Origin of the sequence: Legionella clemsonensis (assembly GCF_002240035.1) — a bacterium.
Taxonomy (GTDB): domain Bacteria; phylum Pseudomonadota; class Gammaproteobacteria; order Legionellales; family Legionellaceae; genus Tatlockia; species Tatlockia clemsonensis.
This window is the reverse complement of sequence record NZ_CP016397.1, coordinates 2,672,241-2,687,136: the sequence shown is the minus strand read 5'-3', so window position 1 is coordinate 2,687,136 and position 14,896 is coordinate 2,672,241. Positions and strand designations below refer to the sequence as shown.

The window sequence follows — 14,896 nt, the reverse complement described above, 5'->3', positions numbered from 1 at the left end:
GAAGATCGATAGACTGGGAATTATCTCACAAAATGATAAAAAGAACATAATTTCTTATACAGGGCGTATAAAAGATTGGCATTTGTTGTCATAGAGAAAGCCACCTAAATCCGCGAAGATGAGAATTGACTACTTTAGCAGGGGCTATCCACCAAGCCCCTGATTACCTGTGGCAGAATGGTTAGCGTTTGGCGACAGCCAAGCCTTTCAGAATAGTCAAGGCTGCATACAATTGATAATCTTCATGCAACAGGGTTTCATCATCTTTAGAAGCCATGGAATTTTTGTGTTCAATGCCTTCATTTTTATCAATCAGATGACCATTTAAATCAGCCTCGCTAAAACCTGCGAATGCATCGGCTTTATTTTTATTTTTATCAGCTTTAGGTACAGATATTTCTTCAACGATAATATCTGGTGTAATACCTTTAGCTTGTATAGAGGTTCCAGCAGGTGTGTAATATAAAGCAGTCGTCAATTTGATGCCGCGTTTTTCATCCAGTGGTAATACGGTTTGAACAGATCCTTTTCCAAAACTTTGTGTGCCAAGAATAATGGCTCGTTTGTTATCTTTGAGTGCGCCGGCAACAATCTCAGAAGCGGAGGCAGAACCATTATTAATTAAGACAACAAGTGGTGCATTATCAAGGATGTCGCCGGGATTCGCCAGCGCTGTAAATTTAGAGCCAGGTAAACGACCTTGAGTATACACAATCAAGTCTGATTTTCCATTCTTTCCTGAGTCAAGGAAAGCATCAGAAACCTGAATAGCGGAATCCAATAAGCCACCAGGATTATTGCGCAAATCCAGAATAAGCCCCTTTAATTTACCCCCGGCTTCTTGCTTAAGTTGAGCAATGGCTTTTTCCATATCTTCACCTGTCATGGCTTGAAATTGAGTTAAGCGTATATAGCCATAGCCATCGTCAAGCAGTTTACTTTTTACACTTTTAATAAGAATCTTCTCGCGTACTACAGAAAAATTCAGTGGTTTACTTTCTCCTTTACGCAAAATAGTTAGATCAAGGGTGGTGCCTTCTTTTCCGCGCATTAGGTCAACGGCTTCTTTCAAGCTAATACCCTGTACAGAGCGGTTACCCAGTTTAATAATATAATCACCAGCTTTGATACCTGCTTTAAATGCAGGAGTATCAACTAAGGGAGTCACTACTTTAACAACACCTTCTTCCATAGTAACTTCAATGCCTAAACCGCCAAACTCACCACTGGTGGACATTTGTAATTCTTTAAAGGAAGCTTCATCGAGATAGGTGGAATGGGGATCCAACCCATTTAGCATCCCCTTTATTGCATTATCAAACAATTCTTTGTCATCCACCGGTTTTACGTAATATTTTTTAATTTGACCAATCGCATTGGAAAAACGTTGCACGTCTTCCATGGGTATTTTTCGTGTAGCTGTCTCTTCAGTGGTACTATTCGTTTGAGCTGCAGTAAACGCTGGTGTCGGTAGAATAAAAGCGGTTGTGACTAAAGCGACTACTGCTTTATAATAAAACCGTTTGTTGTGCATACTGTTTCTCCTTGGTAGTTTGGCGCGCAACAAGCGGCCAGCTCCGGGTATGAGTATATATAGCAATATAAATGCCAAGGCCAATTTAGAGCTTGGATAATAAATTCTACTCTCCTGTAGCCTTATTGATAGTTAACGAGGGATATCTTGTACTGGTGAGTTAATACATCCACTTCAAATCACTCCTGAATTCTGGCTCAGTCTACAGAATTTATTAATACTCTAGGACAACCATTCAAGCGGTGGAACTGCTTTACCACGGTGTCTTACTTCGAAGTATAGTCCGTTTTGTTTGAGTCCGCCGCTATGGCCAACCGCTGCAATGGCTTCTCCTTGCAAGACATTACTACCTTTAGATTTGAACAACGACTGATTATGAGCATATAAAGTCATAAAACCTTGCCCATGGTCAATAATTAAGAGTAATCCATAGCCGTTCAACCAATCACTAAATACAATTTTACCTGGGTAAACGGCAGTAACAGGTGTTCCTTCCGCGGCAAAAAATGTCACGCCTTGGTTCATTTTTTGGTAAGCACTTCGATTGCTTGTCACCGGTCTTGGTAATTTGTGTCGCATTTGGGTGAAGGGTTTTTTTGCTTGCATAATACTTTGTAAAGCCAGTGTTTTTAACAAACGAGTGAGATTGTCTTTGTTATGTTCATATTCCTCTAAAGTATGCTGTTTGGTTTGAATTTCATTATTAAGTGATTCAATAACCGCAGTATGATAATGTTTTGTACGCTCAAGTTGCTGTTGATGGTTATTTAAATCCTTTTGTAATTGTTGTTGTGCTATAAGCTCTGTTTTCAATGCGTTTTGATTAAGAGTAATATTGCGTTTGGTCACATCAATTTCGTCAATAATGGTTTGCCGTGACTGGATTAAGTATTGATAAAATGTTAACAAGCGGCTGATGGCATAAGGTTCATCTTGATTAATTATCCATTTGAGTGGTTCGTATTGCCCCATTTTGTAACGTGTCCTTACATGAGTAGCCAACAGTTGTTGTTGAACAGCCAATTGTTTATTTAATGCATTAAGATGTTGCTGCAGCATGACAATTTTTTGTTGCTTGGAAGTCATATCACTTTGAATCGAGCGCAGCTTTCGTATTCCTTCACCAATTTGCTTCTCTGTTTCTGCCAGTTCCTGATTTAATACTCCTCGTCTATCGGTGGCGGTTGCCAATGTCTGTTTTAATTGATGAATTTGGCTGTCTAATTGTTTTAGTTTGGTTTTTGTTTGCACGATAGCGGCATTTTCAGCCCATGCCGCATTTATAAAAAGAAGTAAGACGAGGCAGTGCCGTGCTGCAGAATTTTTAATCTGTAAAGTCATTCATTTTCCACCAATAAAACTTCGCCAGTCATTTCAGTAGGTTTTTCCAGACCTAATAAGGTCAGTATTGTGGGAGCAACATCAATTAAGCTACCTTGCTGACGATTAAAATGCCATTTTTCGCCAACAAAAAGAAGTGGAACAGGTTGGCAAGTATGCGCGGTATGAGCCTGATGAGTCGTTTCGTCAAACATGGCTTCTGCATTTCCATGATCTGCCGTAATCAGCAAAGCGCCTTCTTTTTTGGCTACAGCCTGGCCCACATCATGCAGACATCGGTCCAAACATTCAATTGCCTTTACTGTTGCCTCAAAGTCGCCTGTATGCCCTACCATGTCAGCATTGGCATAGTTGCAAATAATTACATCGTAAGCTTCGCTGTGTATGGCATCGACTAAAGCATGAGTAAGTTCGGGTGCACTCATTTCTGGTAATAAATCATAGGTGGCTACCTGGGGAGAGGGTATTAAAATTCTGTCCTCATTAGCAAAGATATGCTCTGATCCCCCATTGAAGAAAAAGGTCACATGGGCATATTTCTCCGTTTCAGCAATTCGTAGTTGGCTTAGGCCCGCATCGGCAATAAGCTCACCCAGTGTGTTATTTAATAGTAGGGGAGGAAAAGCACATTCCGTTGGCAAATTTTTAGCATAGCGGGTCATGGTAATAAAATGAGCCAGATGTGGTTGGCGAGTACGCACAAAGCCCTCAAAAGAATCATTAATGAAGGCTTGAGTTAATTGTCGCGCTCTATCTGCTCGAAAATTAAAGAAGAAAATAGAATCATCCTCTTCAATGAGACAAGTATCACCAATAATGGTTGGCGGAATAAATTCATCACATTTTTTTTCTAAATAAAAATGCTGAATAGCAGCCTCTGCTGTTGGAAATTGAAAATTACTCTGTCCTTCTGTGAGTAGTCGATAGACAGGTGCTGTTCTTTCCCAGCGTTGATCTCGGTCCATAGCAAAATATCGTCCTGTTAGAGAACTTATTTTGGCAACGGGATATTGTTCCAGTTGTTGATTAAGCCGTGTAATACTCTGTAAAGCACTTTGTGGCGGTGTATCCCGACCATCAAGAAAGAGATGCAGGCATAGTTTATTGAAGTTATGTTGATGACATAAGGACAAAAAGGCAAATAAGTGTTCTTCATGGCTGTGTACACCACCCGGAGAGAGTAATCCCATTACATGTAAACGCTTGCCTTGTTGTTGAACCTTTTGAATCACATTAAGAAAGACTTTATTATTGGCGAAATCGCCGCTGCTGATTGCCTCATTAATACGCGTAAAATCCTGAGAAATAATACGTCCTGCTCCAATGTGCATATGACCAACTTCCGAGTTTCCCATTTGTTCATCAGGCAAACCAACTTGATGTCCAGAAGCATCAAGTAACATATGAGGATAGGCAGACCACCATTCATCCCATTGTGGGGTATCGGCCAGGGCTATGGCATTATGCGTAATTTCTTCCCGATAGCCCCAGCCGTCAAGAATAATTAGGACGAGTGGTGTGTTTTTTAGCATGACAAAAATTTCCTCATTTTAAAAACAGAATTATATACTGCTTTTTAATATTTCCTAGAAGTTTACTTGACAGAGGAGTCGCTGATAAATGGCTGAGTAAGGGACTGCTGCATCCAGTACTTAATATTTTACGCTAAAGCGGTTAGACTATCAGCCATTTTGAATGTTGGATGAATGAGTTTGAATGAGATACTACCTCAACATGTTGCCATTATTATGGATGGTAACGGACGTTGGGCACAAAATCGTGGATTGTTAAGGGTAGAGGGGCATCGTGCCGGTGTTGAGGCTGTAAAAACAGTGATTCGATGCTGCTTGCAAACTCAAATTCCTGTGTTAAGTTTATTTGCTTTTAGCAGTGAAAACTGGTCCAGACCAGAAAATGAAGTTGAATTTCTCATGAAGCTTTTTATCGATGCGCTCGGTCATGAAGTAAGGGAGCTTCATCAGCATGGGATATGTTTACGTTTTACGGGGAATAGAGCGGGATTATCGGTAGAATTACAAAAGCAAATGCAGGCGGCAGAAAATTTGACGATGAATAACAGGCGATTGACGCTTAATGTAGTCGTTAACTATGGTGGCAAATGGGATATTGTCCAAGCCACAAAAGCCATTGCCACACGAGTGGCTGCTGGTGAATTAAAAATTGAAGCCATCAATGAAGCATTGCTGAATGAGGCACTTAGCACACAGGGTTTACCTGAGCCTGATTTGTTTATACGAACAAGTGGAGAACAACGAATAAGTAATTTTTTCCTTTGGCAGCTGGCTTATACAGAACTGTATTTTACAGAGATTCATTGGCCCGATTTTACAGCAGAGGAGTTTAAAAAAGCATTAGCAGATTTCAGTCAGCGTGAGCGACGTTATGGTAAAACTTCTCAGCAAATCAATAAGGTAAAACATGTTTAGACAGCGTCTTATCACTACCCTTATTTTAGTACCATTGGTTCTACTCGCGCTTTATTATGCGACCAATTGGATTTTCGCCAGTATGATGGCCTTGTTGCTTTTAGGCTGCGCTTTTGAATGGTTGCAATTGATTCCTCTTAAGCATGTGGTGCTTAAGCTTGCTTTTATAGCAATTGTATTAATTTTGGCCTGGGCGTCTCAATTTGAATTTAATCGCTGGCTTTTCGCAGGACTTGTCCTTTGGTTGTTCATTTTAATTGCTGTAATTTATTTTCCTGCATCTCAAGCAATTTGGGGCTACCCCTGGGTTGTCACACTTGCAGGATTGCTGGTGTTGCCCTTGTTTGCCCAAAGTATGGTTAAAATTCACGCACAGCCACAAGGAAAAGCATTGATACTGTATCTTTTAGTATTAATTTGGGCTGCAGACATTGGGGCATATTTGGCGGGCAAGCAGTGGGGGCGTCATAAATTAATACCTGCTGTAAGTCCTGGCAAGACCATTGAGGGGTCCTTGGCAGGATTTCTATTATCTCTACTGATGGCCGTGATTGCCTATTTTTATTTTCAACCGCAAAGGCTATTAATTTGGTTTGGCATTGCTGCTGCAACTGCTTTAGTGTCAATATTAGGTGATTTATTTATTAGTCTTCTGAAAAGAAGAGCTAAACTAAAAGATACTGGTCATTTACTACCTGGTCATGGGGGAGTGTTGGACCGTCTTGATAGCCTAATTGCTGCTTCCCCCTTATTTTATTGGGGATTACATTTATTAGCACCTGGATAATATTATGGTTGCCACATTATTTTACTTTTTTCTTGCCTTGTTAGTACTAATCACTGTCCACGAATATGGTCATTTTTTAGTAGCGCGTCTTTGTGGGGTAAAAGTACTGCGCTTTTCATTTGGCTTTGGCAAAGTGCTGGCTCGCTGGTATGACAAACAGGGTACAGAGTACGCCTTTTCCCTTTTTCCCTTGGGTGGTTATGTAAAAATGCTTGATGAGACAGAGGGAGATGTATCTGAAAGTGAGCGACATCGGGCTTTTAATAATAAACCAGTCTGGACACGTATTGCTATTGTCGTGGCTGGCCCTTTCTTTAATTTTTTACTTGCTTTTTTGGCTCTCTGGTTAGTTTTAGTAATTGGTATTCAATCATTAGCACCCATGGTTGAAAAGGTAGAGCCTCACAGCATCGCTGCGATGGCAGGGCTTAAGGCCAAGCAGGAAATTTTGAGTTTAAACGATAAGAAAATAGACAGTTGGCGAGATTTTCAGTTTGCTCTCATGCCTCTTATTGGCAGTCATGAAACTATAAATATTACTGTTAAATCACTAGAGGACGGAAGACATTCCTCCCTAATTTTACCATTGAAAAATTGGAAGATTGATGCAAAAAATCCCGATCCTTTGGGAGGTTTGGGAATCGTACCCTTTATTCCTACTATTCCTCCAATTATTGGTGAGGTAGTGGCTGATTCACCGGCTGGTAAAGCGGGTTTGCAAGTGGGTGATATTATAAAAAAAATGAATGATAAGCCTTTAAATGATTGGCTGGATTTAGTGGGCTATGTAAGAGAACATCCAGACACCATGCTGACCCTATCGGTTCTTAGGGAGGGAAAAATTCATAGTTTCCCCATCCGGATAGGGGTAAAAGACATCAATAGCAGCAAAGAAGGTTTTCTAGGTGTTCGATCCCAAAAAGTGGATTGGCCTTCACAATGGCTTCGGGTAGAGCGTGAAGGTCCATTTAAAGCCTTAAGCACTGCCTTTGTCCAGACAGTTGAGCTTACAGGAGCGACTTTTGTCCTCATTGGACGCTTTGCCACTGGCAAATTAGGGCTTAAAACGATTAGTGGTCCTGTAGGGATAGCTCAAGGTGCAGGGGAGTCTGCTCGAAGTGGTTTAGTCTATTACCTATCATTTTTAGCCATAGTGAGTATAAGCCTAGGTGTTTTAAATTTGCTCCCTATTCCAATGCTGGATGGGGGTCATTTATTGTATTATTTAGTTGAAATTGTGCGTGGGCGACCTCTCTCTGAAGAAATAAGATCCTTTGGTATTTACTTGGGCCTGGTATTCTTAGTTGCCTTAACAATTTTGGCTTTAAGTAATGATGTATCAAGATTGATAAGTTAATAATAGCGTTTTGATTTTATTTAAATAGTTTTAAAAATTATGTTTAAATCTGCGTGATAATACTTAATCTAAATCAAATTTCGAGTTAGGGTTTTCTTGACACGCTCGGTCAGTTCCTATAAAAGGGGTGGCAAATTATATTTGTCGCTGGAAATTATTCCAGAATTTATTCTGTAGTCCTGGACGTAAAATAATAATGAAGAAAGTCAGTAAAAAAATTGTTTTGGGTATTTGTTGTGCGTCAATATTAACCTGGTCAATGCATGTGCAGGCCGCAGAAGGGTTTATTGTACGTGACATCAAAGTTACTGGTTTACAACGCGTTAGCACAGGTACAGTATTAAATTACTTGCCAGTTCAAGTCGGTGAAGAAGTTAATTCTGCATCTACTGCCCAAATTATTCGGGCTTTGTATGATACGGGTTTTTTTCAGTCTGTGTCACTTGAGCGTCAAGGGAATACGTTAATTGTCAATGTCGTCGAGCGGGCAACTATTGGTTCGATTACGACAGTGGGTAATAAAGAAATACCCAGTGATAAGCTTAAGGAATTGCTTAAGCAAATGGGGCTGGTAAAGGGGCGAGTTTTTCAACGCGCTTCACTGGAGCGTTTAGAGAAAGAGCTGAAGCAAGCTTATAATGCTCGCGGTAAATACAATGCACGAATTGAAACCAATGTCACTTCTTTAACCGAAAACCGTGTCGCTATTACTATTACTATTTCTGAGGGGCGTGTCTCTCGTATCAAAGAAATTAAGTTTATCGGCAATCGTGATTTTTCTAAAAGTGAATTGATGCCGGAAATGTCTTTGTCCGAAAGTGGGGTATTTACTTATTTCACCAAGAAAGATCAGTACTCAAAATCAGCAATGGATGCCTCCTTAGAAGCATTGCGCTCTTTTTACCTCGACCGTGGTTATCTGAAATTTAATATTGTTTCTTCCCAGGTATTATTGTCTCCTGATAAAAAAGACGTCTTCATTAATATTCATATTGACGAGGGACCACAATATCGCTTTGCCGGCTATACAGTGATGGGTAAAACTATTTTATCCAGGGAAAAAATAGACTCACTGGTTCAGGTGAAACAGGGTGATGTATTCTCGCGTAAAAAAGTTACTGAAAGCATTTCTGCCATCGGCTTGGCTTTAGGTGATGTTGGCTACGGTTTCCCTGCCATTAATGCTGAGCCGCGTATTGATGAAAATAACAAAACCGTTTTCATTACCTTTATTATTGAGCCTGGACGTCATGTTTATGTGCGCCGGATTAATTTCCGTGGAAATGTCAAAACGGCTGATTATGTCTTACGTAATGTGATTCGCCAGGATGAAGGAAGTGTATTGTCACTCCACAATATCAAAGAATCCGAGCGACAATTGCGAATGCTGGGTTATTTAAAAAATGTCAATATAAAAACCACCCCTGTGCCGGGCACTAACAACCAGGTTGATTTAGACGTTGAGATAGAGGAAGCGCCTTCAGCAGAAGCTACTGCATCGCTTGGTTACGGTACTAATGGGCCGCAATTCAATGCAGCGTTTAACCAACACAATTTTATGGGAACGGGCCGTTCTATTGGCGTAGGATTTAATGCCAGTTATTGGGGACAAGACTATTCTTTAAATTATTACAATCCATTTTATACCAACACAGGCATTGGACGAGGTCTGAACCTGTATTACCGCACCGTTGATCCGAAGAAGCTGGATATTTCAGCTTATTCATCCGATCAGTTTGGTTTTGACGTCAATTACAACATGCTACTTTCGGAAAAAAGTAGTTTCCAATTTGGTTATGGCTATCAGGATTTACGCATAAAATCAGTGGGGTCGGTCACACAGATTCAAAATTTTGTGAATCAATATGGTCGCGATTTTCATGAAATTCGCCTAATTGCTGGCTGGAATCGCAATAGTTACGATCAAATTCCCTTTCCCACCCGGGGCTTAAATCAACAGGCGAGTGTGCTGGTTGCTCTGCCGGCGTCGTCTAATTCCTTGTCATATTATAAAACTAATTATCAGGCTCACTTATATCAACCACTGTTTAAAGGATTTATTTTTACCTTATTAGGTAATGTAGGTTATGGTAATACCTTTAATGGGAATGGATTACCCTTCTTTGAGAATTATTACGCAGGGGGTATTGCATCTCCAGGACAGGTCAGAGGTTATGAAAGCTACTCTTTGGGCCCACGTGACAGCCGCGGTAATGCATTAGGAGCAAACTTTTTAGTCAACGGCAGTGCGGGGATTGTTTTACCCTATCCACTCAGTCGAGATACTGTAAGAACAACCATTTTTGCTGATGCCGGTAATGTCTTTATAAGAGGCACTCCTTCTTATTTAAGTGGTTTTGGTGAAGGCCCTTTACGGTATTCAGCCGGTATTGGCGTTGAATGGCGCTCACCCTTTGGTCCATTGGCTTTCAGCCTTGCCAAACCCTTAAACAAACAACCATGGGATAGCCAGCAAGTCTTCCAGTTTACCCTATCCTCTGGTTTTTAACTCACAGACACAGGTGATATTTTATCACCCTGTGTCTGTTCTTTTGGCATTTCTTGATGACAATCAGGATCATTGCAGAAAGTATCAAGAAAGCAGTAATGACTAAATGAATTAACCACGGACGTCAGAATTGTTGTCGTAAACCATAACAAGCCAATAATGAGCAATAGTTATGCAATGTCTTCGGTTAGTGAACACCGACCTAAAGATTACTTGCGTGTGGTTATCGCAACCTTCGTTGATTTGTGTTAGCATCTGAGACTTTTAATTAGGAGATTAACAATGAAGCGTGTGAGTGGGTTTTTAGTTGCTTTTGCGTTGGTATTTTCTGCTGCCAATGCATTTGCAGATTCAGCTAAAATTGGCGTAGTTGATTTGCAAAAAATCATGCAAACATCGAGTCAAATGAAGGCAATTCAACAAAAATTGGAAAAAGATTTTAAGCCGCGTCGTGACAAGCTTGTAGCGATGGAAGAAGGGTTAAAAAAAGACATGGAAAAATTTAAGCGTGAAAGTACAGTAATGAGCCAAAATCAGAAAAAAGAAATGGAAAAAAAGATCATTGCTACACAGCAAACGTTTGAAAGAGAAGGGCAACAATATCAACAAGAATTGAGCACAGCTCACAATGAGGCAATGGAAGAGCTCTACAGCAAAATTCGCAAAGCGATTAATAAAGTGGCTGAAACAGAAAAATATGATTTAATTCTACAAAAAGATGCCACTCCTTTCAGTGTTTCTAAATTGGATATTACTGAAAGTGTTATGAAAGAAATTAATTAATTTTCGTGAGTCTGTATACTCTTGCCGCATTGGCACAGCACCTGGGTGGCGTGATACATGGCGATGCCACTCAACCCATCCAGGGGGTTGCCTCTTTAAGTTTAGCTAATCAAACGGATTTATCTTATTTTAATCATCCCACTCTTTTGGAATTATTAGACAAAACAAAGGCTGGAGGAGTGCTTATCACTGAGGCTTTTCTTCCTCATTGTCCTGGAAATGCCATTGTTGTTTCTGATCCTTTATCCAGTATGGCGATGGCAACTAAATTATTTTCCCCTAACTTGAAATCCTGTGCAGGTGTACATTCTTCTGCCATAATTTCTCCACACGCCAAGATAGGCAAAAATGTATCAATAGGAGAAAATACAGTAATTGGGTCGGAAGTAACTCTTGAAGACAATGTTTCCATCGGGGCTAATTGTGTGCTGGAGGAAAAGGTAACCGTAGGTGCGCAAACAACTATTTATCATGGTGTTTCATTGCTAAATGGCATTAAAACTGGAAAACGAGTTGTGATTGAAAGTGGTACAATTGTTGGTGCTACACCTTTCAATAGTATAAAAGAGCATGGGCAGTGGCATGTGGGCCCTGCAGTAGGTAATGTTCTTTTGGCAGATGATGTACATATTGGTGCAAATACAGTTATTACAAGGGGTGGTCTCGGGGAGACCTTTATTGATAACGGTGTTTATATTGATAGTTTGGTCATGATTGCACATGATGTTATTATTGGCGCAAATTCAGCTATTGCGGGATGTGCTGTGATTGGCGCATATGCTCAGCTGGGGGCTCATTGTATTGTTGGAGGTGGCAGTTGTATTGCTCCTTACGTACAGTTGGCTGATGATATTGTTATAACTGGAATGTCAACGGTGAACAAATCCCTGATAAAAGCGGGCGTTTACTCATCAGGTACGATGGTTTGTGAGCATCGCCAGTGGCGACGTAATGCCGCCCGCTTTCGACGGCTTGATAACTACATAGCTCGACTTATTAGGCTTGAGAAGGGAAAATCACAGATAGATAATTCCTGATGATCCTATTTAAAAAAAAGAATTAGTGAGATAACGCATGAATGAAGTCATTAACATAGCTAAAATTCTCGATCTATTGCCACATCGTTATCCATTTATCCTGATTGATCGGGTAATGGAATATAAAACATTTGAATATTTAATTGGCATTAAGAATGTGACAATGAATGAACCTTTTTTTACTGGACATTTCCCTGGAAACCCTATTATGCCGGGTGTATTAATGCTTGAGGCTCTAGCCCAAGCGGGAGCCATATTGTCGAGTTTATCAAGAACTCCAAAAGAGGGACATGAGTTTTTATATTTTTTTGCCGGCATTGACAAAGTCAAATTTAAACAAGTAGTTACACCTGGGGATCAATTACGGTTGGAAGTGAAACTAATAGGGCAAAAAAGAGATTTTTGGCGCATGAGTGGAGAGGCTTTTGTTGGTGATAAACTTGCCTGCTCTGCAGATTTAATGAGTGCAGCGAAGGAAGTTAAAAAGTGATAGATGAACGAGCAATAATTCACCCTTCAGCAAAATTGGCAAAAGGGGTTTCTGTAGGCCCAGGCAGTATCATTGGTGCTGACGTAGAAATTGGCGAAGATACCTGGATTGGACCTTACGTAGTTATTCAGGGGCCCACTGTTATCGGTAAAAACAATAAAATTTTTCAGTTTGCTTCTCTCGGTGATGAACCTCAGGATATTACTTATAAGGGCGAACCTACACGCTTGGAAATAGGTGATAATAATATTATCCGCGAATACTGCATGATTAGTCGGGGCACGATAAAAGGCGGAGGAGTGACAAAAGTAGGTAATGAAAACTATTTAATGGCCTATACACACATAGGACATGATTGCATCGTTGGAAATAATATCATCATGGTTAATCATGCTGCCTTATCTGGTCATGTCACTATCAGTGATTATGCAACCATCGGTGCTTACGCGGCTGTTCATCAATTCTGTCATGTTGGTGCTTATGCGTTTATTGCAAGAGCTACCTATGTTAGTAAAGATGTATTACCTTATGTAATGATTGCTGGTCATGCAACTTCTGCATGCGGTATCAATACTGTTGGACTTCGGCGTCGTGGTTTTTCTTCTGCGACTATTGATCATTTACGTCGTGCCTATAAAATTATTTTTCGTAAGGGGCTCACCGTGCAGCAGGCAGTTGCTGAGCTGGAAATGATGCAAAATGATTGTCCTGAAGTACTTCCTATGATTGATGCTTTAAATCAATCAGCACGAGGAGTAGTGCGTTAATCATGTTGCAGTCCCTGTTTGCTATCGCTATCGGTGGAGCAATGGGTGCTTTGGCACGTTTTGGTACAGTAGTGTTGCTGCAGAAAATTCTAGGCTATAACTACCCTTATGGAACTTTAGCTGTTAATTGTATCGGTTCTTTTTTAGCAGGCTTTATCATGCTACTTCTTTTGGAGCGCGTGGCCGGATCTGAATTTTGGCGTTTACTTTTGATCGTCGGCTTCTTGGGAGCTTATACGACATTTTCCAGTTTTTCATGGGAAACCTGGACACTGTATCAAAAAGGTGATTCCTTGACTGCCTTAGCTAACATTTTGTTTAATAATGCTGGCGCTCTGGTAATGGTTTTTATAGGCATTTATGCGGGTAGAATGATGCTTGATAAATTTCCTGTTTAAGAATGTATTGGTCTGAAAAAGATAGGGTAGACTATGTTAGATTCTCAATTGTTACGTGATAAACCACAATGGGTTGCAGAGCAATTATTAAAGCGTGGATTCCAGTTTGATGTAGCAGCTTTTAGCGTGCTTGAGGAGCGTAGAAAAACATTACAAGTAGCTACTCAAGCTCTGCAAAATGAACGCAATCAACGATCCAAAACCATAGGCCAGGCAAAGGCACGTGGTGAAGACATTGAATCGATGAGGCAAGAGGTCAATCGACTCGGAGCTGAGCTTGATAATACAAAAAACGAACTTGATCAGGTTTTACAAAAAATAGAAGAAATAGCAATTAGTCTTCCCAATATACCGCATCCTTCTGTGCCTCAAGGTAAAGACGAGCAGGATAATCAAGAAATTCGTCGTTGGGGCACCTCACCTTCTTTAGATTTTGCCATACAATCCCATGATGAATTGGGGGAAGCACTCGGGCAAATGGATTTCGCTCTGGCTGCAAAAATTACTGGTAGCCGTTTTGTAGTAATGAAGGCACAAATAGCGAGATTACACCGGGCCCTTATTCAATTTATGTTGGACATTCACACAGAAGAGCATGGTTATCAGGAAATATATGTACCTTATATAGTGAATGCAGATAGTTTATTAGGGACGGGACAATTACCTAAATTTGAGGCTGATTTATTCAAATTAAAGGGTGATGAGAACTATTATCTCACTTCTACAGCAGAAATTCCTGTAACAAATACAGTACGTGATACCATAGTAAACGTTAATGACTTGCCCATACGATATGTCTGTCATTCCCCTTGTTTTCGCAGTGAAGCTGGATCATATGGTAAAGATACTAAAGGTATGATTAGACAGCATCAGTTTGAAAAAGTTGAGCTGGTGTGGATTACTACACCTGAATCTTCTTACGAAGCTCTTGAGCAGTTGACCAAGCATGCCGAAATTATTCTGCAGCGCCTGAATTTACCTTATCGTGTTGTTAGTTTGTGTACGGGTGATATGGGCGCAGGCTCTGCAAAAACCTATGATCTGGAGGTATGGCTTCCCAGCCAGAATACCTATCGAGAGATTTCCTCTTGTTCAAATATGGAAGCTTTTCAAGCTAGGCGCATGAAAGCTCGCTACCGACATCCCGAAACACGTGAGATGGAATTAGTACATACTTTAAACGGTTCCGCATTAGCAGTAGGGCGAACTTTGGTGGCTATTCTGGAAAATTATCAAGATAAACATGGCAATATTCATATTCCTGATGCCTTGAAGCCTTACATGAGAGGTTTGGATAGTATTAAGAAATAAGAATCTGAGCTTGTTATTATCATACTATCATCAAGCTGCGACCTCGTCGCAGTACCAACTCTTGAATCTGCGGAGGAGGGAGTAATTGTGCTAATTGTGACTATACTTTTTTAAAAGATTCAAAAAGGTCATTGT

General features: G+C 40.4%; 13 protein-coding genes. 10 read left to right on the top strand and 3 right to left on the bottom strand.

What is annotated here, in order from left to right:
- Nucleotides 1–181: 181 nt before the first annotated feature.
- The 3 genes from clem_RS11800 to gpmI form a co-directional block, all read right to left on the bottom strand.
- Nucleotides 182–1,534: a S41 family peptidase gene (locus clem_RS11800; RefSeq protein WP_094091741.1), complete on the bottom strand. Its 1,353-nt coding sequence runs from the start codon at nucleotides 1,532–1,534 to the stop codon at nucleotides 182–184.
- Nucleotides 1,535–1,756: 222 nt separating this feature from the next.
- Nucleotides 1,757–2,875, bottom strand: coding sequence for a murein hydrolase activator EnvC family protein (locus tag clem_RS11795; RefSeq protein ID WP_094091740.1), 1,119 nt, complete (start codon nucleotides 2,873–2,875; stop codon nucleotides 1,757–1,759).
- A complete protein-coding gene (gpmI, locus tag clem_RS11790) occupies nucleotides 2,872–4,407 on the bottom strand; it encodes a 2,3-bisphosphoglycerate-independent phosphoglycerate mutase (protein WP_094091739.1) in 1,536 nt (511 codons plus the stop codon). The genes clem_RS11795 and gpmI overlap by 4 nt, the downstream gene beginning before the upstream one ends.
- Nucleotides 4,408–4,587: 180 nt before the next feature.
- Between gpmI and clem_RS11785 the strand changes: the two genes are divergently transcribed.
- The 10 genes from clem_RS11785 to serS all read left to right on the top strand — a co-directional run bounded on the left by clem_RS11785 (nucleotide 4,588) and on the right by serS (nucleotide 14,761).
- Entirely contained in the window at nucleotides 4,588–5,322 is a 735-nt protein-coding gene (locus tag clem_RS11785; protein WP_094092350.1) for an isoprenyl transferase, read from the top strand.
- Nucleotides 5,315–6,109, top strand: coding sequence for a phosphatidate cytidylyltransferase (locus clem_RS11780; RefSeq protein WP_094091738.1), 795 nt, complete (start codon nucleotides 5,315–5,317; stop codon nucleotides 6,107–6,109). Before clem_RS11785 ends, clem_RS11780 begins: the two co-directional genes overlap by 8 nt.
- Before the next feature lie 4 nt (nucleotides 6,110–6,113).
- Nucleotides 6,114–7,466, top strand: a complete 1,353-nt coding sequence (gene rseP, locus clem_RS11775; RefSeq protein WP_094091737.1) for an RIP metalloprotease RseP — start codon at nucleotides 6,114–6,116, stop codon at nucleotides 7,464–7,466.
- Between the two features lie 196 nt (nucleotides 7,467–7,662).
- Nucleotides 7,663–9,975, top strand: a complete 2,313-nt coding sequence (bamA, locus tag clem_RS11770) for an outer membrane protein assembly factor BamA (RefSeq protein ID WP_094091736.1) — start codon at nucleotides 7,663–7,665, stop codon at nucleotides 9,973–9,975.
- Between the two features lie 282 nt (nucleotides 9,976–10,257).
- Nucleotides 10,258–10,758, top strand: a complete 501-nt coding sequence (locus tag clem_RS11765; protein WP_094091735.1) for an OmpH family outer membrane protein — start codon at nucleotides 10,258–10,260, stop codon at nucleotides 10,756–10,758.
- Nucleotides 10,759–10,763: 5 nt separating this feature from the next.
- A complete protein-coding gene (gene lpxD / locus clem_RS11760) occupies nucleotides 10,764–11,795 on the top strand; it encodes a UDP-3-O-(3-hydroxymyristoyl)glucosamine N-acyltransferase (RefSeq protein WP_232505468.1) in 1,032 nt (343 codons plus the stop codon).
- Between the two features lie 37 nt (nucleotides 11,796–11,832).
- The gene (gene fabZ, locus clem_RS11755) at nucleotides 11,833–12,285 is read left to right on the top strand and encodes a 3-hydroxyacyl-ACP dehydratase FabZ (RefSeq protein ID WP_094091734.1); all 453 of its coding nucleotides are present in this window, start codon (nucleotides 11,833–11,835) and stop codon (nucleotides 12,283–12,285) included.
- A complete protein-coding gene (lpxA, locus tag clem_RS11750; RefSeq protein WP_094091733.1) occupies nucleotides 12,282–13,052 on the top strand; it encodes an acyl-ACP--UDP-N-acetylglucosamine O-acyltransferase in 771 nt (256 codons plus the stop codon). Before fabZ ends, lpxA begins: the two co-directional genes overlap by 4 nt.
- Nucleotides 13,053–13,054: 2 nt before the next feature.
- Nucleotides 13,055–13,450, top strand: coding sequence for a fluoride efflux transporter CrcB (gene crcB, locus clem_RS11745; protein ID WP_232505467.1), 396 nt, complete (start codon nucleotides 13,055–13,057; stop codon nucleotides 13,448–13,450).
- A 33-nt stretch (nucleotides 13,451–13,483) separates the two neighbouring features.
- A complete protein-coding gene (gene serS / locus clem_RS11740) occupies nucleotides 13,484–14,761 on the top strand; it encodes a serine--tRNA ligase (protein WP_094091732.1) in 1,278 nt (425 codons plus the stop codon).
- Nucleotides 14,762–14,896 lie beyond the last annotated feature (135 nt).

What these genes read in the sequence shown, in the direction of transcription:
- clem_RS11800 (WP_094091741.1), bottom strand. Translation starts at nt 1,534, where the DNA reads ATGCACAACAAACGGTTTTATTATAAAGCAGTAGTCGCTTTAGTCACA.
- clem_RS11795 (WP_094091740.1), bottom strand. Translation starts at nt 2,875, where the DNA reads ATGACTTTACAGATTAAAAATTCTGCAGCACGGCACTGCCTCGTCTTA.
- gpmI (WP_094091739.1), bottom strand. Translation starts at nt 4,407, where the DNA reads ATGCTAAAAAACACACCACTCGTCCTAATTATTCTTGACGGCTGGGGC.
- clem_RS11780 (WP_094091738.1), top strand. Translation starts at nt 5,315, where the DNA reads ATGTTTAGACAGCGTCTTATCACTACCCTTATTTTAGTACCATTGGTT.
- rseP (WP_094091737.1), top strand. Translation starts at nt 6,114, where the DNA reads ATGGTTGCCACATTATTTTACTTTTTTCTTGCCTTGTTAGTACTAATC.
- bamA (WP_094091736.1), top strand. Translation starts at nt 7,663, where the DNA reads ATGAAGAAAGTCAGTAAAAAAATTGTTTTGGGTATTTGTTGTGCGTCA.
- clem_RS11765 (WP_094091735.1), top strand. Translation starts at nt 10,258, where the DNA reads ATGAAGCGTGTGAGTGGGTTTTTAGTTGCTTTTGCGTTGGTATTTTCT.
- fabZ (WP_094091734.1), top strand. Translation starts at nt 11,833, where the DNA reads ATGAATGAAGTCATTAACATAGCTAAAATTCTCGATCTATTGCCACAT.
- crcB (WP_232505467.1), top strand. Translation starts at nt 13,055, where the DNA reads ATGTTGCAGTCCCTGTTTGCTATCGCTATCGGTGGAGCAATGGGTGCT.
- serS (WP_094091732.1), top strand. Translation starts at nt 13,484, where the DNA reads ATGTTAGATTCTCAATTGTTACGTGATAAACCACAATGGGTTGCAGAG.